We start from the raw sequence: 22,001 nt of genomic DNA on the forward strand, positions 1-22,001 counted from the left end.
TCACCAGAAGCCGACATCCACCTTACGCGATCTTGCGGTTCAGCCGCCGCTCGAGCACGTCGATCAGCTCGCGCGGCTCCATGCCGGAGACATGGGACACTGCGGCGGTGACCACCGCGAAGGTGCCCACCACCGGGTGGCGCTGGCTCTGCAGCCGATACTGCAGCTTCTCGCGCACCCGCTCCACGCCATCCTCGTCGATACCGGTGAGCAACACGGCAAAGCGGCTCTCGCCCATGCGGATGGCCACATCGCCGCCGCGCAGCGCGCGGCGCACCTGCTCGCTCATGGTGTGCAACGCGGCGTTCAGGCTGCGGTAGCCGTACTGCTCGCTCAAGCGGCGGAAGTTGGTGATCTCCCAGCCGACCAGGCCGAAGCTGTGGCTGTAGCGCTCGGCACGGTTGCACTCCTGGGCCAGCCGCAGCCGTAGATAGCGCAGGTTGTACATGCGCACGGTGGCGTCGATCAGCTTGGCCTGCGCCGGATAGAGCAGCTCGATGCTGCGCATCTCGCGCAGCAGCTCCTTGGGCCCGACCGAGCCCTTGGCCAGCACCTTGTCCACCTCCTGACCTAAGCGCATCACCTCTTCGCGCTTGAGATCCTTGGCGGTGAAGATCATCACCGGGATGTCGGCGGTCTCAGGATGGCGCTTGAGCTGCTCGACCACCTCGAAGCCGCTCATCCCCGGCATCATCAGATCGAGGATGATCATGTCCGGCTGATGGACCCGGGCCATCTCCACCCCCTCCGGACCATCCTTGGCCAGCAGCGGCCGGTAGCCCTCGCTGGTCAGCTTCTCCTGCATGTACTCGCGCACCGACGGTTCGTCATCGACCACCAGCACCAGCGAGGTATTGGCCTGACGGGCAACCTGGAAGCTGTGGTGGGCCAGCATCTCGCCCAGCGTCTCGTCGGAGAGGCGCTTCTCGACCGAATCGATGGTGCCGAAGGAGAAGCTGGGCTCGGCCGCCGTGCCGCCGAGCAGGGTCACCGGCAGATCGCGGGTGCATTTGGCCGAACGCAGCTGCTGCAGATCGCGGTAGAGCTCCACCGGATCGTCGGGCACGCCGAGCAGGATGAGGAAGGGGTCGTAGGCGGTGGCCACCTCCTCCACCTGGGCCAGCTCGGTCTGCACCGCGTCGTAGCCGCCGTGCTGCAGGATCGCCGCCACCGCCGCCGCCCGTTCGTGGTCGCCATCGACCACCAGCACCACCGGCTTGACCTTGCCGAGCGGCGGCTCCTGCCGGCCACTCTGCTGCGGCGCCCCATCGGTTGCGTCGGGCGCGGCCTCCGCCTCCGCCTCACCCGCGGCCTGCTCCTCAATGGCGGCGCCGATCATCTCGGAGTCGCCCGCCTCCACCTCTACGGTGAAGGTGAAGGTGCTCCCCTCGCCCAGCGTGCTCTCCACCGCGATGCCGCCGCCCATCATCTCGACCAGCTTGCGGGTCAGCGACAGCCCCAGCCCGGTGCCGCCATGGCTGCGGGTCAGCCCCGCCTCGGCCTGAACGAATGGCTCGAAAATGCGCTCCTGATCCTCTTCGCTGATCCCCTCGCCGTTGTCGCTCACCCGCCCTTCGAGCAGCAGCCGCCCGTCGTGCCGCAGCAGCCGCAGCGCCACCTCGATCCGCCCGCCGTCGGGGGTGAACTTGACCGCGTTGCCCACCAGGTTGATCAGCACCTGCCGCAGCTTGCCCGGATCGGTGAAGATGCTCTGCTCCTGCTCCATGGCGCAGGAGCCGCGAAGCTCGATCGACTTCTTGTCGGCCAGCGGTCGCATCACCTCGAGCACATCCTCGAGCAGCTGCGCCGGCCGGCACGACTCGTGGTGCAGATCCATCATCCCCGACTCGATCTTGGAGAGGTCGAGCAGGTTGTTGATCACCGACAGCAGCCCCTTGCCGCTGTTGTGGATGTTCTGCACGAACTTCTTCTGCTTGGCGTTGAGCTCGCCCATGCGCGGGTTGGCGAGCAGCTCGGAGAAGCCGATGATGGCGTTGAGCGGCGTGCGCAGCTCGTGGCTGGTGTTGGCCAGGAACTGATCCTTGAACTCGTTGGCCCGGCGCAGCTCATCGTTGGCCAGCTCCAGCTCCAGCTCGTGCTGGCGCAGCTGCTCGTTGGCCCGGGTCAGCTTCTCGGTGCGCTCGCGCACCCGCTGCTCCAGCCCGGCCAGGGTGCGGCTGTTGGCCAACGCCACGCCGCAGGCGGAGTTGAGCGTGCGCAACAGCCGCTCGTCCTCCTCGGTGAAGGGGGCCCCACCCTCCTTCTCGGTCAGGTAGAGCACGCCGAGCAGCTCGTCGCCGAAGGTGATCGGCCCGCCGAGCAGGGTGCGCATCGGCGCATGCCCCTCGGGGAAGCCGGCGCTCAATGGATGGGCGGCGATGTCGTCGACGCGGACGAAGCGGCGCTCGCGCCAGAGCAGGCCGAGCAGCCCCCGCCCCTGGGGCGGGTTCCCCTCCAGCCGGGCGAGCTGCTCGGGCTCCATCCCCAACGGCACGAAGTGGCGCTCGCCGTCGAGCTGGTGGGCGATCATGGCGTAGCGGGCGCCGGTCATCTCCATGGCCAGCTCGGCCACGCGGGTGAGCAGCGCATCGCTCACCTGCTCGCCGGCAAGGGCGATCACCGCCTCGGTCAACGCCCGCTGCTGATCTAGTGTGGCGCGCAGCCGCAGCTCCGAGGCGTGGAGCGAGTCGAGCATCCGGTTGAAGCTCATCGCCAGCCGGCCGATCTCGTCGTCGCGCCGGATGGCGCTGCGGTGGCCGCGGTCGCCCACCTCCACCCGGGCGACGTCGTCGGAGAGGGCGAGCAGATCGGTGAGCACCTCGCGCCGCAGCAGCCACCAGGTGCCGACGGCGAGCAGCAACACCATGAAGAGCGCCAGCCACGCCATCCGCTCCTGCCCCTCCTCCAACACCTCGGAGGCACGCGAGTCGACCGCCAGCCGCAGCACGCCGCGGATCGGATGGCTGGTGTAGCCATGGCAGCGCAGGCAGGGCTCCTCGACATGGATCGGCAGCAGGTAGGTGATGCGGTCGCCGTCGCGCCGCAGCAGCGCGCCGCGCCGCCCGGCGGCGATGGCGGCAAAGGCCGGATCATCGATATGGCGCGGCGGGACGCCGTCGTCGGCGCGGGAGAAGCGCCGCTCTCCGATGAAGGCGTTGACCTGGTCGATGGTCTTCTGATCGCGGAAGGCCTCGGTGCCGTCGACGCGGAAGATGATCGCCGACTCGAACTCCGGCAGCGCGGCCACCCGCTTCATCCAGTCGCGGGCGATGTCGCCGTGGCCGGCGAGCATGATCGCCTTGAGGCTGGAGACCATGGTGTCGGCGGCCAGTTTGATGCGCGCCGCCTCCTGCTGCGCCACCACCCGGTGCTGGAAGAGGGAGAGGACGATCAGCGCGCCGACCAGCAGCGGTGCGAAGAGCAGCGCCAGCCTGAGCGGCAGCCGCCGGGCCAGCGTCGCCCTTCCCGATGTTCCGACCCGCTTCCCGCCGTCCGTCACCGCACCCCCTTTCCGGCCGACGGCGGCAGGCCGCCCGCCCCGTACCCGGGATGATCCCCCGCAACACGTCCGTCCACAGACCTGTTGCGGTCCGATCGGGATCTCAACCCCGCCCGGCGATCACCTCACGAATGGTACGGTCCAGCCGGTCGAAGCGGAAGGGCTTGCTCAGCACCGGAATATCGGCCAGCGCCGCGTCACGCCCCTGGAAGAGCCGCTCCTTGTCGTAGCCGGTGGCGAAGAGGATCGGCTGATCGGGCGCCACCTCGCGGATCATGGCGGCCAGCCGCAAGCCGTCGATGTGGGGCATCACCACGTCGAGCAGCACCAGATCGTACCCGCCCGCCCGGCCGCGGTAGAGCGCCCACGCCTCCTCGCCGTCGGCCGCGGTGCACACCCGGTAGCCCATCTCCTCCAGCACCTCGGCCGTACTGGCGCGTACGCCAGGGTTGTCGTCGGCCAGCAGGATCAGCGGCGCGGCGGCCATGCGCGCCTCCCCGACCGCACCCGCCTCCGCCTCCCGCGCCGGACACTCCCCTCCGGCGTCGTGGCCGACCAATGGCAGGTAGATGTGGAAGGCGGTGCCGAGGTTGCTCCGGCTCTCCACCTCGATGATGCCGCCGTGGCTCTGGACGGCGCCGTAAACCATGGAGAGGCCGAGCCCGGTCCCCTTTCCCTCCTCCTTGGTGGTGAAGAAGGGGTCGAAGATCTGATTGAGCAGCTCGGCGGGGATGCCGATGCCGTTGTCGCGCACCGTCAGATGGACGAACCAGGCCCCCTCCCCCACCCGGTGAGGATGACGGGCGCGGAAGTCGTCGTCCGGCTCGTAGCAGGCCAGCACCACCTCGATCTCCGGCCGCTCCCGCCCGGCGACGGCGTCGCGCGCGTTGTTGAGCAGGTTCATCACCACCTGCTGCAGTTGGGTGGCGTCGCCGCGGACGACCAACTGTTCGGCCGGGATGGTGTAGCGGAAGCAGACGTTCTCCGGGATGGCCACCCGGGCCAGCTTGACCGCCTCCTTGAGGAAGGAGGTGAAGGGGATCTCCTGCATCTCCACCACCCCCTTGCGGGCGAAGGCGAGCAGCTGGGCGATCATCTCGCCGGCGCGGGCGCAGATCGCCTCCATCTGGGCGATGCGGTTGTAGCAGGGATCCCGTTTGTCGATCCGGTTGGCGAGCAGGTAGAGGTTGCCCGAGAGCCCGGCGAGCATGTTGTTGAAGTCATGGGCGATGCCGCCGACCAGCGTGCCGATCGACTCCATCTTGGAGGATTGGCGCAACTGCTCCTCCAGCAACTCCTGCCGGCTGATGTCGGAGAAGACGCCGACCAGATGGGACGGCCTACCGCTGCGGTCGTAGACGGTGGTGATCGAGAGATGTTCGGGGTAGATATCGCCGTTCTTGCGCCGGTTCCACAGCTTGCCCGACCAGCGCCCCTCCTCGCGGATGGCGCGCCACATCTCGCGGTAGAAGGCGGTATCCTGCCGCCCCGACTTGAGGATCGCCGGCGTCTTGCCGATCGCCTCCTCGGCGCTGTAACCGGTCACCGTGCAGAAGGCCGGGTTGACCTGGATGATCACCCCGTTGGGGTCGGTGACGATCACCCCGTCCTGGGTGTTCTCCACCACCTCGGAGGCGAGACGCAGCCGCTCCTCCAGCTCGCTGCGGCTGAGCGACTCGCGGAAGGCCAGCCCGTAGCTCATCAGGATCTCGGAGAGGATGCGGCTGCCGGTGGTGAGCAGCGTCCGGCAGTCATGGTCGGGCAGACGCTCGCGCAGCGCGATCATGGCGCAATGGTGCATGTCGGCGATCTGCTCCGGCGGCACCCGAGCCGCCACCATCTCGCGGCCGAACTGCTGCGCCTGGTGGAGCAGCGCCTCGTCGCCGCCGGCGCTGTAATCGGTGAGCAGTGCGAGGTAGCGCTTGCGCAGGGTGTCCGGGCTCAAACCGGACCGGCCGGGCCCAGGAACCGCATGACCCATCTCCTTGATCTATAAGTATAAAATATGGGGAGGGCAGACCATACCATGAGAGAGGAGTTCGATCCCGCAGAGGCCATCGACCATCCCCGCAGGAACGGATAGCTGCCCGCGAATCGAGCGGGCCCCTCCCGTGTAGGCACCGGCGATGGCGCCCAACCACCGCCGGCATCGTTCGGGGAACGGAGGCCCCTGCTACGATTGCGCCTCGCCACCGCCTGCAAGCCCGTAACGACTCAGTGGAAGGTGAACCGCTCCCGGGTGAAGAGCCGGTCGCAGATCTCCACCACCCGCGGATCGAAGCGGCTGCCGCTCCCCTTGCGGATCTCCTCCAGCGCGGTGGCGATGTCCAGCGCCGCCCGGTAGGGGCGCTGCGAGATCATCGCCTCCACCGTGTCGGCCACCGAGATGATGCGCGACTCGAGCAGGATCTCCTCACCCGCAAGCCCCAGGGGATACCCCTTCCCGTCGAGCCGCTCGTGGTGCTGGCGGGCGATCTCGGCGATCGGCCAGGGCGAGTCGATATCCTTGAGCATGTCGTAGCTCACCTGCGGATGGGCCCGCACCAGGTCGATCTCCTCCGGCGCCAGCTTGCCCGGCCGGGCCAGCGTCTCCGGCGGCACCCGCATCATGCCGACGTCGTGCAGCGAGGCGGCCACCCGCAGCCCCTCGAGCCGATCCTCGTCCAGCCCCAGCCGCTCGGCGATGGCCACGGCCAGTTGCGCCACCCGCCGCTGATGGGCGACGGCGAGCACATCCTTGCTCTCCTGCAGGGAGTTGATCGCCTCCAGCGTGTCGCCCAGGGCATGCTTGAGCTTCCTATAGTTGCGCCGCAGCGTCTCATCGGCCTCCACCCGGGCGTGCAGTGCGCGGAAGGCGGCGCCGAAGGCGGCCATCACCTCCATCAGGAAGCGGTCGGACTCCATAGCATCGGCATCTTCCACCATGCGCAGCGCCCGCATGTGGAACATCATCGCCTCCTCCGGCGAGAGGCGGCTGCGCACCATCTCCTTGCCCATCTCGTAGGCGGCGAGCAGCGACGCCTCGCCCGGGGAGTCGAGATGGGCGCGCAACTGCGCGCCGTAGCGGGAGGCCATCTCCTCCAGCAGACGGGCGTGGGGAAGCTCCGTGCCGTGTTCGCGCACCACGATCGGCCAGAGCGCCGAACGGCGCATCCGCCTGCTCATCGCCGCGCCCCCACCGCGACGACCGGCACACCGCTGCCGTCGAGGCATGTGATCTCCACCCGCGTCCCCGCCTCGCCGCTCTCCACCGAGAAGTGGTCCGCCACCCGACGCACGCCGACCAGCCCCCCGCCGAGCAGATCGCACCGCTGGTCGGGACGGTCGTGCAGCACCCAGTCCATCTCTCCGATCCCCGGCCCGTCGTCGCTGCAGCAGATCCGGACGCCGTCGCGCCCGTCGACCTCGCACAGCTCGGCGCGGCAGTGGCCGCCGCCGGCGTGTTTGAGCACGTTCTCCGCCAGCTCGGTGGCGCACATCACCACCCGCGCCTGATCGGCCAGGTTCATCCCCACCTGCTGGGCCAGCATCCGTACCTGGCGGCGGAAGGCGATGAGATCCTCCATGCAGGAGAGCTCCAGCTCCGCATGGAGCAGAGGATTCCGCTTCCTGTTCATATCCCCACCCCGAGTAGATCGATCGCCACCGAAGCCGGGCCGGCGGCGGTCGGCACCATAGCGGCGGCGCCATAAGATGCAAACGTAAAGCCGACTCATTTTCACGGAGTTACCATGGCGCGATCCCCGGCGCGATCCCCCTTTACCCGGTGCTCCCTCTCCGCTAGCGTGGCAGGATGGAACCCTCATCCACCTGCTTCATCACCGCCGTCGACACCGACGCCGGCAAGAGCTTCCTCGCCGGGCTGCTCTACCGGGCGCTGCGCAGGCGCGGCGTGGCCGCCGCGGCGCTCAAGCCGGTGGCCTGCGGCGTGAACGGGGAAGGGGTCAACCCCGACGTGGCGCGGCTTCGCGCCCTGCAACCCGAGGCGGAGGAGATCAACTTCCACACCACCCGGGCCCCGCGGGCGCCGCTCTTCGCCGGGCCGGTGGCGCGCGGGGAGCTGCTCGACTGGTGCCGCCGGAAGACGGCGCGGCCCGGTGTCACCCTGATCGAAGGGGTGGGTGGGCTGATGGTGCCGTTGGCCGAGGGCTTCACCCAGCTCGACTGGATCCTCTCTCTGCCGAAGGCGCTCGTCGTCCTGGTGGTTCCCGCCCGCCTGGGCTGCCTGAGCCAGATGTTGACCCATCTGAGCCTGCTCGACGCCCTCGACCGCCGCCCCTGGCTGGTGGTCAACTGCATCGACCAGGACGCCCTCTCCTTCGGGAAGGAGTGCCTGCAGGCGGCCGATAGCTGGTTCCCCTGGGTGCCGGCGGAGCTGCTGCCGCCGGAGGCCGACGACTGCCCCGCCCTGACCGACCGGCTCTGCCGCCCGCCGGCCCCACCGGTTGCAACGGTCCGGCCGCGTCCCTACATACCCGGCCGTCCACCATACCAAGCGGAGGTAAATCCCACACGATGACCGAAGCGACAGAGACCAGGACCGGCGCAAAGGAGACCTTCCAGTTCCAGACCGAGGTGCGCCGCCTGCTCGATCTGATGATCCACTCGCTCTACTCCAACCGCGAGATCTTCCTGCGCGAGCTGATCTCCAACGGCTCCGACGCCGCCGACAAGCTGCGTTTCGAGGCGGCCACCGACGATTCGCTCTACGAGGGCGACGCCGACCTCCATCTGGAGATCTCCGTCGACAAGGAGGCCAAGACCATCACCGTGCGCGACAACGGCATCGGCATGGACCGCGAGGAGGTGATCGACAACATCGGCACCATCGCCCGCTCCGGCACCCGCGCCTTCTGTGAACGGCTCTCCGGCGACGCCCGCGCCGACAGCCAACTGATCGGCCAGTTCGGCGTCGGCTTCTACTCCGCCTTTCTCGTCGCTGACGAGGTGACCCTGACCACCCGCCGGGCCGGCATGGGGCACGAGCACGGAGTGCGCTGGCAGTCGCGCGGCGACGGCGACTACACCTTGGAGCGGGTGGATTGCCCCGCCCGCGGCACCGAGGTGGTGCTCCACCTGCGTGACGACGCCGCCGAGTTCCTCGACGACTACCGCCTGCGGTCGATCGTCCACAAGTATGCCGACCACATCCCCTTCCCCATCCGCATGCCACACAGCGACGAGAAGAAGCGCAAGAAGGGGGAGTGGGAGACGGTCAACCAGGCATCGGCGCTCTGGACGCGACCCAAATCGGAGCTCTCCGACGAGGAGTACCGCAACTTCTACAAGCATGTCAGCCACGGCTTCGACGAACCGCTCACTTGGTTGCATCAGCATCTGGAGGGGAAGTACGAGTACACCCTGCTCTTCTACATCCCCGAACACGCCCCCTTCGATCTGTGGCACGCCGAGGCGAAGAGCCGCGTCAAGCTCTACGTCCAGCGCGTCTTCATCATGGAGGCGGGCGAAGAGCTGCTGCCACGCTGGCTGCGCTTCGTCAGCGGGGTGATCGACTCCTCCGACCTGCCGCTCAACGTCTCGCGCGAGATCCTGCAGCAGAACCCGGCGATGGAGGCGATCAAGAGCGGCGCGACCCGGCGCATGCTGGGCCATCTGGAGACGCTGGCCGAGAAGGATCCGGAGCGCTACGCCAGGTTCTGGGGGGAGTTCGGCACCTGTCTCAAGGAGGGGGTGGTCGAGGATTTCGCCAATCGGGAGCGTATCGCCGCCCTGCTGCGCTTCTCCACCACCGAAAGCGATGAGGAGAGGGTCTCGCTGGCCGACTACATCGGCCGCATGAAGGAGGGGCAGGAGGAGATCTACTTCATCACCGCCGAGACGCTCGATGCGGCCAGACACAGCCCGCATCTGGAGATCTTCCGCAAGAAGGGGATCGAGGTGCTGCTGCTGCACGACCGCATCGACGAGTGGCTGGTGCAGCACCTGACCGAGTTCGACGGCAAGCAGCTGAAGTCGATCGCCAAGGGGGAGCTCGACCTGTCGAAGATCGCCGGCGGAGAGACGGCGGCGGAGCAGAAGGAGAAGGAGGCGCGTACCCGCGCCCTGCGCGACCGGATCAAGCAGGCGCTCGGCGACCGGGTCAAGGATGTGCGCATCAGCAACCGGCTGACCGAATCCCCCGCCTGCCTGATCTCCGATCAGTTCGACATCAGCGCCAACCTGGAGCGGATCCTCAAGCGGGCCGGGCAGAAGACGCCGGAGGTGAAACCGATCCTGGAGATCAACCCCGACCATCCGCTGATCGTCCGGCTCAACCTCCAGCTCGATCAGTGCGACATCGAGAGTTGGGCGCGGATCCTGATGGATCAGGCGATCCTCGCCGAAGGGGCGCTGCCGGAGGACCCGGCCGGCTTCGTCCGCCGCGTCAACGAGATGCTGGCCAGGTAGGAGGAGGACGCTCCCGGAACCGCCCGCCGGCCGACGACCGCGCCGCACGCCCCCCGCGTTCGACCCGACGCGGCAATACCAGGGGGAATCGCTGCACGCAAGCGGGCGATCCGCGCACTGGCGGCAGTAGGGGGCGGCGCTAGTTTTCCCGCCGCTGAGGCGGACGTCGTCCCCCGCCGTGCCGCCGACCACGCCCGCCCAAGGAGGCTTGCCGATGTTCGAACCGTCCCTCCGCGCCACGCGATGGCGCCGTTCCCTGGCCTTGGCGACGCTGGCCCTGATCACCCTCTCCTGCCCCCCGATCCACGCCGACGAACCCGGCCCCAAGGCGGTGGTGCAGCAGACGGTGCAGTCGGTGATCGAGATTCTCGATCAGCGCAGCGACAAGACGAAGCTGCGCGAGCCGGAGCGGGCGGCGATCCGCGCCATCCTCAAGGAGCGCTTCGATTTCGCCGAGATGACCCGCCGCTCCATCGGCCGCGCCTGGAAGGGGCTCGATCCGAGGCGGCGGCAGGAGTTCACCGTGCTCTTCACCCAACTGATGGAGTACACCTACGGCAACCGCCTGAGCAGCTACCACGGCCAGAAGATCGAGTACGACGATGCCGAGTTCCGGCACAAGCGGGCGCGGGTCAAGTCGCGGGTGATCGACGGCGACAAAATCACTCCGGTGGAGTACCGACTGCGCCGGCGTGGGGGGGGGTGGAGGATCTACGACGTCAAGATCGAGGGGGTGAGCCTGATCAACACCTTCCGTCGGGATTTCCGCTCCATGATCGAGCGTCGCGGCATCGATGGCCTCTATGCGGCGCTGCAGGAGAAGGTCGCAACCCTCAAGGCCAAGAGCCGCGACTGATCCGTCGCGGTGGCCCAGCGGCACCGCCGACAGACCGCCGCCGTGAAACACCTCCTCCTCTGCTGCTGGCGCATCACGCTGGCCGTGCTGTTCGTCGCCCTGCTCTTGCCGGTCGGCGCCTTCCTCTACCTCGCGCCCGACGCCGAATCGCTCCAGCCGCAGATCGAGGCGCTGGTGGCCGGAGAGACGGGGCTGGGGCTGGTGCGGCTCGGCCGCCTCTCCTGGCACTGGCGCGGGCGCCTCTGGCTCCACTCCGACGATTTCCGCATGGCCACCCAGGACCGTTCGCTGCGCTTCGACCACGCGGCGATCGACATCCGCCTCTCCCTGTTCGATCTGCTGCGCGGCGACATCACCCCCGAGCTGCTGCGCTTCACGGGGGGGACGATGCGCATCACCCCCGCCTTCCTGGAGAGCCCGCTGCTCGCCTTGCCGCCGATCCCCTACCGCTTCGACCGGCTCACCCTGCGATGGGCCGCGCCTGGGCTGCAGCACGATTTCCTCATCGACCACTTCCGCGCCGACGTAGGCGGCGGGCCGTTCGCGCTGGAGACGAAGGCGCTTACCGTCCGCGGCGTGTTGCGCGACGACCTGCTGCCGCGGCAGGCGGAGGTGGTCTGGCGCACCTTGGAGTGGCTGCCCGCGGCGTGGCGTACGCCGTGGGTCGAGGGGGACAGCCGCGGCCGCATCACCGTGCGGATGGAGGGGGAGCGCCGCTGGCGGATCGAGGGGGAGAGCGCGGGCGTCGGCGGGCCGATCGTGCTGCGACCGGGCGAAGGCCGCTACCCGACCGACCACATCGAAGGGAGGCTGTACGCCGTCGTCGACCGGAAGGGGGGGCTGCGGTCGCTGCGGCTGGAGCGGCTGCACTGGCGCCTCGGCCGACAGGAGATCCGCGCCGGGGGGGAGTGGCAGGCGGGGTTGGCCACCCTGCAGGCCCGAGCGGAACATCTGGAGATGCCGCTGGTCTGGAGCTGGCTCACGCCGCTGGGGGGGGAGCGCTGGCGCCGCTGGCTCGGTGCCATGCAGGAGGGCACGGCGCGTGACGCCACCGCCTCGATCACCCTTCCATGGCCGAATCCGCTGCGCCGTCCACCGCAATGGGAGGGGATGCGCTACCGGGTCGATGCCCGGATCGAGGAGAGCGACATCGCCCTCGGTCTGGGCGGCGCGCGGCTGACCGGAACCCGCGGCACGCTCCACCTCGATCAGAGCCGCCTCTGGGCGAACGTGGAGCATGCCACCCTCCCCCACCGGCTGGGGAGGATCAGCGGCACGGTGGTGATCCCGTGGGATCGCCTCGAGCTGGCCATCCACGGCAGCGGCACCACCGACCTGGAACGGCTCCTCCACTGGCAGGGGGTCGAAGAGCGGGTGCAGTGGCGCAACGCCGCCACCGACGCCACCTTCGACATGCGCTGGCGGGTCAACGCCCCCGAACCGAGCAACGCCCGGGTGGAGCTGCGCCCCCACGACCGCTGGCAGCTGGTCTTCGCCGGGATCGAGGCACGGATGGAGGACGGCTACCTGCTGTGGCGGCCGGGGAGCCTGACCATGCACGGGATGACCTTCCACATCGGTTCGGTGGGGGGGGAGTGCCGCGCCACCCTCGAGAAGCGGCAGGACGGATGGGCGCTGACCGACTTCCTCGCCCGCTCACGCATCGACCTCACCGACCGCCGATCGATCGCCGCCCCCTTCGTGCAGCAGCCGCGCGGCGAGCTGCAGCTTACGCTGCGCTTCGACGGCACATGGCACGGGCTGCTCGACGCCGGTGAGGCCGGCTGGAGCAACCTGCTCGGCGCGCGCAAGAGGCCGGGGGAGCCGCTCTCCATCCGCCTGGGCGAGATCCGTTTCAGCCCCGACGCCCGTGGCCGCTGGAGCGTGCGTGGCATCAGCAGCCGCGGCCCGGCGCTGCGCCTCGAACGGGCGCACATCGCCCACCGGGATGGGGCGTTGGTCATCGACCTCCCCCGGCTGCACACCAGGGCCCTCGACGGCGCCTTCCACCTCCTCCTGCCGGATGGCCGGCGCAAGCCGGCACGGCTGCGCTTCACCGTGCGGCGGCTCGAACGCGATGCGCTGCGGCCGCTGGTCGACAACTGGCGCCACCGTGCGCAGCGGCGGAGATGGCTCGCCCACGGCACCATCGACCGCTTCGGTTGGGGCGACAACCTGCGGGCGCGCGCCATCGACTTCCGCCGGGAGGCCGACGGCGACAACCGGGTGGCCATCGGCCGGCTCGACATCGAGGATGCGCAGGTGCAATCGCTGCGCGCCCGCTTCCGCCTGGCGCCGGACCACATCGACATCCGCGAGCTCCACGCATCGGTCGCCGGCCAGCGGCTGATGGTCTCCGCCCTGCTGCGCCGCCTCGGCGAGGGGCGCTGGGGCTGGTCGGGCATTGCCGCGCTCGACGGACCCTTCGGCGACCTGATGGAGCAGCTCGGCCTCTCCCGCCTCTTCGCCGGCGGCACCGTCCACGCCCTCTTCAACGGCCGCGGCCGGCTGGTGCGCCACCAGCCGTGGTGGCGCTCGCTCGAGGGGCGGCTGCGCATGCGCGTCGACGACGGCCGCATCCTCGACAGCGGTACGCTGACCCGGCTGCTGGCCGCGACCAGCCTCTTCGATCTGCCCGGCTTCATCCTCGGCGGGCGCGACGATCTCACCGGCAAGGGGATGCTCTTCCGCCACCTGCAGCTGGAGGGGAACATGGATCGGGGCACCATCCGCATCCACCGTATCGCCATGCGCGCCTCGGCGATGGACGTCGCCGGCACCGGCAGCCTCGACATCGGCCGCGACCATGCCGACGTCTATCTGGTGGCCCGCCCCCTGCAGAACCTCGACACCATCATCAACAGCATCCCACTGGTGCGCGACATCCTCGGCGGGCCGGCACACAGCCTCTTCCGTAAGGTCTACCACCTGCACGGGCCGCTCAACGACGCCCGCATCGACCCGGCGACGCCGAAGGAGGCCGGCCTGCGCTCCGCCGGGGTGATCGACACCCTGCTCAACCTGCCGACGCTCTGGTTCGGCAAACAGGCCACGCGGTGAGCGACCCGGAGAGGCTGGCCGCGCTGATCGGGCGCATCGGCCGCGGCCGCCACGGCAGCCGCGACCTGACCCGCGCGGAGGCGGCGGACGCCCTGCGCGCCCTCTTCGCGCCGGAGGCCGATCCACTGCAGCTCGGCGCCTTCCTCATCGCCCAGCGGATGAAGGGGGAGACGGCGGAAGAGCTGGCCGGATTCGTCGACGCCGCCCGTGCGACGATTGAGGGCTGCGGCACCGTCCGCCATCCCGAGGCGGTCGACCTGCCCTGCTACGCCGGCAAGCGGCGCGCCCCACCGCTGCACCTGCTCGCCGCGCTGCGGGCTGCCCGATCCGACGGCATCCCGGTGGTGATCCACGCCCCGGAGGCGATCGCCGGCCGGTTGAGCGCGGTCGCCGCACTGCGCGCGCTGGGGATCGACCCGGCCGGCTCGCTGGCCGAGGCGGATGCCATGCTGCGCACCCGCGGGATCGCGCTCCTCTCCCTCGACCGCTTCTGCCCGCCGCTCGCCCGGCTGCTCGGGCTGCGTCCCCGGCTGGGGGTGCGCAGCTTCGCCAACACCGTCGCCCGGCTGCTCAATCCGCTCGGCTGCGGCGGCCAACTCAACGGCTTCTTCCACGCCCCCTACGGCGCGCGCATGGCCGCGGCCAACCGGCTGCTCGGCCAGCCGCGGGCGCTGCTCTTCATGGGGGCGGAGGGGGAGCCGGAACTCTATGCCGACCGGCAGAAGCTGCTCCTCTGGCTGCGGGGGGAGCAGCCCGAGCAGCCGCTGCCCTGCCCCGATGCCGGCTGTCCCCCCTACCCCCGTGCGGCTGCCACCCCCGATGCGTTGCGCCACCGGCTGCAGCAACTCCATGATGGGGCCGCCCCCGACGCCCGCGAAGCGGCGGTGCTCGCGCGGATGGCCCGCGCCTTCGCCCTCGCCGCAGGAGTGGGCGGATGGGGCTGAACGAGGCGCAGTACCGGGCGGTGTACCATCGTGGCGGGCCGTTGTTGGTGCTCGCCGGCGCCGGATCGGGCAAGACGCGGGTGATCACCGAGCGGGTGGCGGCGTTGGTCGAGCGAGGGGTGGCGCACGACCGGATCACCGCCGTCACCTTCACCAACAAGGCGGCCGACGAGATGCGCCAGCGGCTGCGCGCCCGGCTGGGGGCCACCGCCGGCAGGCTGCGCATCCAGACCTTCCACGCGCTGGGGCTGGCCATCGTCCGCCAACACGCCGGGCTGGTGGGGCGGCGGGCGGGGCTGTCGGTCTTCGGCCGCTCCGAGCAGCGCACGGCGGTGCGCAGCGTGCTGCAGGAGATGGGGCTGCCCGACGACCGGACACAGCTCGATCGGGTGCTGCCCAGGCTGTCGCAGCTGAAGGGAGGCATCGCCCCGCGGGCCGATCCGGCGCTGGTCGACCTGCGCCGGCGTTACGACGCCTTGCTCATCCGGATGAACGCGGTCGATTTCGACGATCTGATCCTGCTGCCGCTGCAACTGCTGCAGCAGCACGACGAGGTGGCCGAGCTCTGGCGCATGCGCGCCAGCCACCTGCTGGTGGACGAATACCAGGACAGCAGCCGGCTGCAGTACGAACTGGTGCGCGCGCTGGCCCCGGGCGAGGCCGATCTGACCGTGGTCGGCGACGACGACCAGGCGATCTACGGCTGGCGGGGGGCCGAGGTGCGCAACCTCTTCCAGCTGGAACGGGACTATCCCACCCTCACCGTGGTGCGGCTGGAGGAGAACTACCGCTCCACCGCCGCCATCCTCCACGCCGCCAACAGCCTCATCGCCCACAACCGCGAGCGGCTGGGCAAGAAGCTGCGCAACACCCTGGGGCGCGGCAGACCGCCTCGGGTCTGGGAGTGCGACACCTCCGAGGACGAGGCCGAGCGGATCGCCGCCGACATCGCCCGGCGACACACCATCGACCGGGTGGCGTGGGAGCGCTTCTGCATCCTCTATCGGGCGGCCCATCAGTCGCGGGCGATCGAGGCGGCGCTGCGCGGCCGCGCCATCCCCTACCGGGTCAGCGGCGGCCGCTCCTTCTTCGACCACGCCGAGATCCGTGACCTGCTCGCCTGGATGCGGCTGATCGCCAACCCCGACGACGATCTCGCCTTCCTCCATGCCGCCACCCACCCGCGTCGCGGTATCGGTGCGACCAGCCTCTCCCGTCTGGGGGATCTCGCCCACCGGCTCGACACCTCCCTGCTGAAGGCGGCGCGCGACGGCCTGCTGGAGGGGCGCGTCTCCGATGCGCTGCGCGGCTTCGCCCTGCTGATCGGCGATCTTGAGCACCGCTTCCGCCGCGGCGACGCCGGAGAGGCCTTCGACCTGCTGCTCAAGGAGAGCGACCTGATCGGTGCGATCCGGGAGGCGACCGACGACGAGGAGGCATGGCGCCGCAAGGAGGGCAACATCGCCCAGTTGCGCGACTGGTGGATCGAACACGCCGAACGGAAAGGAAACCTCGTCTCCTTCATGCAGCGGATGATGCTCTTCGGCGATCGCGACGAGGCGGAGGAGGGGGCGGTGCGGTTGATGACCGTCCACGCCGCCAAGGGGCTGGAGTTCGACCATGTCTACATCGCCGGCATGGAGGAGGGGAGCTTCCCGCACAAGAACGCCGTCGCCGAGGGGAGGATCGAGGAGGAGCGGCGGCTGCTCTACGTGGCGATCACCCGTGCCCGCCACCGGCTCACCCTGAGCTGGGCTGCGCACCGCAGCACTTCCCGACGCGGAGAGGCACGGCGGCCGTCGCGCTTCCTGCAGGAGATCGACCATGAGGCACTCTGCTTCGTCGACCGCGATCCCGATTCGGAGGAGGCGGTGGCCGAGGCGGAGGCCCACATGGCCGAGATCCGCCGCCGCCTGGGGCTTGCCTGATCGATCTTCGATCCCCGTCGAGCAAAAAGCCCATGGACGGGCTTGTTGCGATTCGATCAATCTTGACGGCTTCGCAAGAAGCCGGCAACCGCGGCCAGGACGGCCGCGCAAATCCGGAGGTTGCGCATGCAACCGACGGATTTGTAAGGGGATCGAAGACCGCGCTCTTCGATCCCCGTCGAGCAAAAAGCCCATGGACGGGCTTGTTGCGATTCGATCAATCTTGACCTTTCAGCATGGAGTTTCAGAATGCGGCTGATACGGTCGCCCGCGACCGCCACACCCCGCCCGAAGGAGTCTCCGCCATGCGCCTGAACAATCGCGGTCGGTATGCCGTCTCCGCCATCCTCGAGCTGGCCGTCGACCCGGACAACCATCCGCGCAGCCTGAGTTCCATCGCCAGAAACCAGGCGATCTCCACCTCCTACCTCGAGCAGATCTTCCGTCAGTTGCGCGAGGCGGGGCTGGTCACATCGGTGCTCGGCGCCCGCGGCGGCTACAGGCTGAGCCGCGCGGCCGACAGGATCACCGTCTCCGACGTGCTGCTCGCCGTCGACGAGCAGTTGACCACCAAGGGGTGCAAGGACGACGGCATCACCCACTGCCGGCTGGAGGGCCCGTGCAACTGCCACAGGCTGTGGAGCGCGGTCGACACCCTCTTCCGCAAGGCGCTGCACAAGGTGACGCTGCAGGACGTGCTCGACGGAACCATCAACCTGCCGCAGGTCGATTGACCGACGACGGCGGCCGGTCGTCTCCCTTGCGACAGCGCTACTTCGACTACAACGCCACCTGCCCGATGCTGCCGCAGGCGATCGCCCGCTACGGCGAGGTGGCGACACAGTGCGGCGGCAACCCCTCGAGCCTGCACTGGGCCGGACGGGCGGCGCGGCGGGCGCTCGACGACGCCCGGGATGTCGTCGCCGACCATTTCGGCGTCGAGGCCGGCTCGGTGGTCTTCACCTCCGGCGGCACCGAGGCCAACAGCCTGGCCATCCAGGGGTGGCTCCACCGGCAGGCGCCCGGCACCATTGTCTCCACCATGATCGAGCACCCCTCGGTGCTGCGTCCGCTGGAGCGCTTCGCGCCGGTGGGCGACACCCCCTGGCGCCTGGTCCGGATCCGGCCGCGGCCCGACGGTGCGATCGACGCCGAAGAGATGATCGCGGCCATCGACGGATCGACGCGGCTGGTCAGCATCATGGCGGCCAACAACGAGAGCGGCGTCCTCCAGCCGGCGCTGGAGGTGGCCCGGGCCTGCCGGGCGCGCGATATCGCGGTCCATGTCGACGCCGTGCAGCTGCTCGGCAAGGTCGATGCACAGATCCTGCGGGATCTGGCCGCCGAAGCCGACTTCCTCACCTTCTCCGCCCACAAGATCGGCGGCCCCAAGGGGGTGGGCGGCCTGATCATCCGCCGCGGCCGCACGGTGGAGGAGCTGGCCCCCGGCGGAGGGCAGGAGCGCAAACGGCGATCGGGCACGGAGAACGTCCCCGGCATCTGCGCCTTCGCCGCCAGCCTCGGGGTGCTCGACTTCCCGGCGGTGGCGGCCGTACGCGACCGGTTCGAACAGCAGCTCATCCAGGCGCTGCCCGACTGCACCATCATCGGCGCCGACGCCCCGCGCCTGCCCAACACCTCGCTGTTCACCGTTCCGGGCATGGAGGGGGAGACGGTGCTGATGCAGCTCGATCTGGCCGGCTTCGCCGTCGCCTCCGGATCGGCCTGCTCCTCGGGCGCCCGTCGGCCGTCGCATGTGCTGATGGCCATGGGGCTCAAGCCGGAGGCGGCGCGCTCGGCCATCCGGGTCAGCTTCGGCCCCGAACACGACGATGCGGACGCCGACGCCCTGGTGGAGGCGCTGGTTGCGGTGCGGGAGCGACTGCAGCGCATGCGCGGCGGAGCCTGGGGGGGCAGCGGTGTTTGATCTGCAATCGCTCTACCAGCAGGTGATCGTCGACCACAACAAGAGCCCGCGCAACTTCGGCGAGCTGCATCCCTGCAGCCACGACGCCGAGGGCTACAACCCGCTCTGCGGCGATCGCATCCACCTCTACCTCGATATCGACGACCGGGGGATCATCGAGCAGGCGCGCTTCAAGGGGGAGGGGTGCGCCATCTCCACCGCCTCGGCCTCATTGATGACCGAGGCGATCGTCGGCTGCTCGATCGAGGAGTTCGCCAGCCTGTTCGACGCCTTCCACCGGATGGCCACCGCCCCGATGGAGGAGGCCCCGGATGCGCAGCGGCTGGGGAAGCTGGCCGCGTTGGCCGGCGTGCGCGCCTTCCCCAGCCGCATCAAGTGCGCCACCCTCTGCTGGCATACCGCCAGGGCGGCGATCGACGGCCGATCGAGCGCGCGGACGGAATAGATGATGGTTTCGCAAGAAACCATCATCGCGACCATGGAGGGTCGCGCAAATCGGTCGGTTGCGCATGCAACCGATGGATTTGTAAGGGGATCGAAGACCGCGCTCTTCGATCCCCGTCACGCAAAAAGTCCACGGACGGACTTTTTGCGATTCCATCATAGATGACCACGACGACCAGCAGGCAGCGGGAGCAGTGGGTGGAAGCCCGGGAGAACATCGACGCGGTGCTGATCCCGCTCGGCACGCCGGTGGTGATCCCCAAGGGGACGCGGATGCGCATCACCCAGCGGATGGGGGGCACCTGCACCGTCGAGGTCAACGGCAACCTGGCGCGGGTGGCCGGCAAGGCGGTGGCGGCGCTGGGCCTCGAGGAGGCGGAGGAGCAGAGGGAAGAGGCGACGGAGAACCAGAGCTGCGTGGTCAACGAGGCGCTGGTGCGCGAGACGCTCAAGGGCTGCTACGACCCGGAGATCCCGGTCAACATCGTCGATCTCGGGCTGGTCTACGACATCCTGGTGGTGGAGGACGACGAAGGGCGCACCGAGGTCGAGGTGACCATGACCCTGACCGCGCCGGGCTGCGGCATGGGCCCCTTCATCGTCGAGGATGTGCGCAGCCGCATCCTGGCCCTGCCCGGCGTGCACGACGCCCGTGTCGAGCTGGTCTTCGACCCGCCGTGGGATCGCTCGATGATGAGCGACGCCGCCCGGCTGCAGTTGGGGATGTTCTAGCCCATCGCCGCCGAACCCGAGCTGCTCGCCGGGGTGATGAGCGGCACCTCGGCCGACGCCATCGACGTGGCGCTGGTCGCCTTCGCCGACGGCGCCCCGCCCCTGCTGCGCCATTTCCACCAGCGGCCGATCGAGCATGAACTGCGCGCGGCGATCATCGAGCTGGCCGCCCCCGGTATCGACGAGATCGACCGCATGGGGCCCCTCGACCGGATGCTCGGCCGGGAGATCGGACGCGCCGTCCTCGCCGCCCTCGATGCGGCCGGCATCCCCGCGAAGCGGCTGCGGGCCATCGGCAGCCACGGCCAGACCATCCGCCACCGCCCGCGCCACCGCCCCCTCCCCTTCACGCTGCAGATCGGCTGCCCGGCGACCATCGCCGAGACCACCGGCATCACCACCGTCTCCCACTTCCGCCAGCGAGACATCGCCGCCGGCGGCGAGGGGGCGCCGCTGGTTCCCTTCGCCCACCGCACGCTGTTCCACCGGCCGGGCGAATGCCGCGCCGTGCTCAATCTCGGCGGCATCGCCAACATCACCCTGCTCGCCCCCAACGGCGAGATCTCCGGCTTCGACACCGGCCCGGGCAACATGGTGCTCGACCGGCTGATGGTCACCCTCTCCGACGGCCGCTACAGCTTCGACGCCGACGGGGCTCTGGCCGCGCAGGGTACGGTCTGCGCGCCGCTGCTCGACCGGCTGCTCGACCACCCCTTCTTCCGGCGGCCGCCGCCCAAATCGACCGGGCGCGAGGCCTTCGGCGACGACTTCTGCCACCGGCTGCTCGCCTGGCCGGGGCTGAGCGATGCCGACCGGCTGGCCACGGCGGCCGGGCTGACCGTGGAGAGCATCGCCCGCGCATGTGTATGGCTCGATCCACCACCCGCCCGCTGGATCGTCTGCGGCGGCGGCAGTCGCAACCGCCACCTGATGGCGCGGCTGGCCGACCGGCTGGCCCCGGCCGAGGTGGTGGAGAGCGACAGGCTGGGCATCCCGGCGCAGGCTGTGGAAGCGGTCAGCTTCGCCATCCTCGCCCGCCAGACGCTGGCCGGCCGCGCCAACTGCATCGCCGGTGTCACCGGCGCCCGCCGCTCGGTGGTCGGGGGGATGATCACCCCGGCCTGACCGGCACCGGCGTGGAGCGGCGGTCGCTTCCGCCTTGACAACCGGCGGCGGGAGCGCAAGAAGTCGGGAACAGCACGACGGGAAAGGAGGTCCGGGATGCCGATCAGCCTGAACACCCTCGCCGGCAAGGGGAGCCACGGGGCGGCGATGATGCCGATCATCCAGGGGGTCGGGCGCGCGGCGGTGGAGATTTCCTACCTGCTGCGCGGGGCGGTCTTCCGCGATGCGCTGGGAGCCGCCGGCGGCGAGAACGTCCAGGGTGAGGCACAGCAGAAAATCGACGTCCTCTCCGACGAGATCTTCCTCGACGAGATGCGCGCCACCGGCCACGTCTGCGCGGTGGGCTCCGAGGAGCGGGCGTCGCTGGAGGTGATCGGGGAGTACGCCGATGCCGACTGGATCGTGCTGGTCGACCCGCTCGACGGCTCCTCCAACCTCGACATCGACGGCCCGGTGGGCACCATCTTCTCGGTGGTGCGCCGGTCCGGCCACGCAGGCCCCCCGCAGGAGGGCGACGCCCTCCGCCCCGGACGGGAGGTGGCCGCCGCCGGCTACGTCCTCTACGGGCCGGCGACGATGCTGGTCTGTTCGGTTGGAGCGGGCGTGGATGGCTTCACCTGGCACCCCAACGACGGCCGCTTCGAGCTCAGCCACCCCGACATCCGCATCCCGTCTGGAGGGGGCTACTACTCGGTCAACGAGAGCAACGCGGAGAAGTGGCTCGACCGGATGGGAGAGCGGCTCGCCCGGATGAAGCGGGAGACCGGGCTGGGGATGCGCTACGTCGGATCCATGGTGGCCGACATCCACCGCACGCTGCTCAAGGGAGGCGTCTTCCTCTACCCGGCCGACGAGCGCAACCGCAACGGCAAGCTGCGCCTGCTCTACGAGGCGATCCCGATGGCCTTCCTGGTCGAGCAGGCCGGCGGCCGGGCGATGAGCGGCCCCGGCAGGCCGATCCTGGAGATCGAGCCGGAGGCGCTCCACCAGCGGGTACCGGTCTTCCTCGGCGCGCAGGCGGCGGTGGACGCGCTGCTGCGCGACTGACCGACCCCGCAGCCGGCTCCGAACGGAAGAC

Annotated in this window: 16 protein-coding genes; 12 read left to right on the forward strand and 4 right to left on the reverse strand. The window is 69.8% G+C overall.

Translation table 11 applies throughout. From position 1 onward, the window contains the following. Positions 1–22: 22 nt before the first annotated feature. From D6682_05375 to D6682_05390, 4 genes are all read right to left on the reverse strand, one after another. Positions 23–3,499, reverse strand: coding sequence for a response regulator (locus D6682_05375; GenBank protein ID RMH51179.1), 3,477 nt, complete (start codon positions 3,497–3,499; stop codon positions 23–25). Between the two features lie 103 nt (positions 3,500–3,602). Then, the gene (locus D6682_05380) at positions 3,603–5,480 is read right to left on the reverse strand and encodes a PAS domain S-box protein (GenBank protein ID RMH51180.1); all 1,878 of its coding nucleotides are present in this window, start codon (positions 5,478–5,480) and stop codon (positions 3,603–3,605) included. 233 nt (positions 5,481–5,713) lie between these two features. Continuing rightward, on the reverse strand, positions 5,714–6,712 hold the full coding sequence (locus D6682_05385; GenBank protein ID RMH51181.1) for an HD domain-containing protein: 999 nt from the start codon (positions 6,710–6,712) through the stop codon (positions 5,714–5,716). Continuing rightward, a complete protein-coding gene (locus tag D6682_05390) occupies positions 6,661–7,305 on the reverse strand; it encodes a hypothetical protein (GenBank protein ID RMH51182.1) in 645 nt (214 codons plus the stop codon). The genes D6682_05385 and D6682_05390 overlap by 52 nt, the downstream gene beginning before the upstream one ends. Between D6682_05390 and D6682_05395 the strand changes: the two genes are divergently transcribed. The 12 genes from D6682_05395 to D6682_05450 all read left to right on the forward strand — a co-directional run bounded on the left by D6682_05395 (position 7,293) and on the right by D6682_05450 (position 21,970). After that, positions 7,293–8,018, forward strand: a complete 726-nt coding sequence (locus tag D6682_05395; GenBank protein ID RMH51183.1) for a hypothetical protein — start codon at positions 7,293–7,295, stop codon at positions 8,016–8,018. The genes D6682_05390 and D6682_05395 overlap by 13 nt on opposite strands. Beyond that, a complete protein-coding gene (gene htpG / locus D6682_05400) occupies positions 8,015–9,907 on the forward strand; it encodes a molecular chaperone HtpG (protein RMH51184.1) in 1,893 nt (630 codons plus the stop codon). The genes D6682_05395 and htpG overlap by 4 nt, the downstream gene beginning before the upstream one ends. A gap of 214 nt (positions 9,908–10,121) precedes the next feature. Beyond that, entirely contained in the window at positions 10,122–10,763 is a 642-nt protein-coding gene (locus tag D6682_05405) for an ABC transporter substrate-binding protein (GenBank protein RMH51185.1), read from the forward strand. Between the two features lie 9 nt (positions 10,764–10,772). Further along, a complete protein-coding gene (locus D6682_05410; GenBank protein ID RMH51186.1) occupies positions 10,773–13,823 on the forward strand; it encodes a DUF3971 domain-containing protein in 3,051 nt (1,016 codons plus the stop codon). Continuing rightward, positions 13,820–14,767 (forward strand): anthranilate phosphoribosyltransferase, encoded by a 948-nt coding sequence (locus tag D6682_05415; protein RMH51187.1) that lies wholly within the window; start codon positions 13,820–13,822, stop codon positions 14,765–14,767. Before D6682_05410 ends, D6682_05415 begins: the two co-directional genes overlap by 4 nt. Beyond that, the gene (locus D6682_05420) at positions 14,758–16,695 is read left to right on the forward strand and encodes an ATP-dependent DNA helicase Rep (GenBank protein ID RMH51188.1); all 1,938 of its coding nucleotides are present in this window, start codon (positions 14,758–14,760) and stop codon (positions 16,693–16,695) included. The genes D6682_05415 and D6682_05420 overlap by 10 nt, the downstream gene beginning before the upstream one ends. 236 nt (positions 16,696–16,931) lie before the next feature. After that, on the forward strand, positions 16,932–17,429 hold the full coding sequence (locus D6682_05425) for an Rrf2 family transcriptional regulator (protein RMH51189.1): 498 nt from the start codon (positions 16,932–16,934) through the stop codon (positions 17,427–17,429). 65 nt (positions 17,430–17,494) lie between these two features. Further along, entirely contained in the window at positions 17,495–18,622 is a 1,128-nt protein-coding gene (locus D6682_05430; GenBank protein RMH51211.1) for a cysteine desulfurase, read from the forward strand. Further along, positions 18,615–19,067: an SUF system NifU family Fe-S cluster assembly protein gene (locus D6682_05435; protein RMH51190.1), complete on the forward strand. Its 453-nt coding sequence runs from the start codon at positions 18,615–18,617 to the stop codon at positions 19,065–19,067. Before D6682_05430 ends, D6682_05435 begins: the two co-directional genes overlap by 8 nt. Positions 19,068–19,228: 161 nt before the next feature. Then, entirely contained in the window at positions 19,229–19,798 is a 570-nt protein-coding gene (gene sufT / locus D6682_05440; protein RMH51191.1) for a putative Fe-S cluster assembly protein SufT, read from the forward strand. 36 nt (positions 19,799–19,834) lie between these two features. Beyond that, positions 19,835–20,923 (forward strand): anhydro-N-acetylmuramic acid kinase, encoded by a 1,089-nt coding sequence (locus D6682_05445; GenBank protein RMH51192.1) that lies wholly within the window; start codon positions 19,835–19,837, stop codon positions 20,921–20,923. A 96-nt stretch (positions 20,924–21,019) separates the two neighbouring features. After that, on the forward strand, positions 21,020–21,970 hold the full coding sequence (locus D6682_05450) for a fructose-1,6-bisphosphatase (protein ID RMH51193.1): 951 nt from the start codon (positions 21,020–21,022) through the stop codon (positions 21,968–21,970). The last annotated feature ends 31 nt before the right edge of the window (positions 21,971–22,001 follow it).

The organism is Zetaproteobacteria bacterium (assembly GCA_003696765.1).
Classification (GTDB): domain Bacteria; phylum Pseudomonadota; class Zetaproteobacteria; order Mariprofundales; family J009; genus RFFX01.

Coding starts and splice junctions, on each gene's coding strand:
- htpG (RMH51184.1), top strand. CDS start 8,015: ATGACCGAAGCGACAGAGACCAGGACCGGCGCAAAGGAGACCTTCCAG.
- sufT (RMH51191.1), top strand. CDS start 19,229: ATGACCACGACGACCAGCAGGCAGCGGGAGCAGTGGGTGGAAGCCCGG.
- D6682_05430 (RMH51211.1), top strand. CDS start 17,495: ATGCTGCCGCAGGCGATCGCCCGCTACGGCGAGGTGGCGACACAGTGC.
- D6682_05450 (RMH51193.1), top strand. CDS start 21,020: ATGCCGATCAGCCTGAACACCCTCGCCGGCAAGGGGAGCCACGGGGCG.
- D6682_05395 (RMH51183.1), top strand. CDS start 7,293: ATGGAACCCTCATCCACCTGCTTCATCACCGCCGTCGACACCGACGCC.
- D6682_05420 (RMH51188.1), top strand. CDS start 14,758: ATGGGGCTGAACGAGGCGCAGTACCGGGCGGTGTACCATCGTGGCGGG.
- D6682_05390 (RMH51182.1), bottom strand. CDS start 7,305: ATGAGGGTTCCATCCTGCCACGCTAGCGGAGAGGGAGCACCGGGTAAA.
- D6682_05380 (RMH51180.1), bottom strand. CDS start 5,480: ATGGGTCATGCGGTTCCTGGGCCCGGCCGGTCCGGTTTGAGCCCGGAC.
- D6682_05445 (RMH51192.1), top strand. CDS start 19,835: ATGAGCGGCACCTCGGCCGACGCCATCGACGTGGCGCTGGTCGCCTTC.
- D6682_05385 (RMH51181.1), bottom strand. CDS start 6,712: ATGCCTCGACGGCAGCGGTGTGCCGGTCGTCGCGGTGGGGGCGCGGCG.
- D6682_05405 (RMH51185.1), top strand. CDS start 10,122: ATGTTCGAACCGTCCCTCCGCGCCACGCGATGGCGCCGTTCCCTGGCC.
- D6682_05425 (RMH51189.1), top strand. CDS start 16,932: ATGGAGTTTCAGAATGCGGCTGATACGGTCGCCCGCGACCGCCACACC.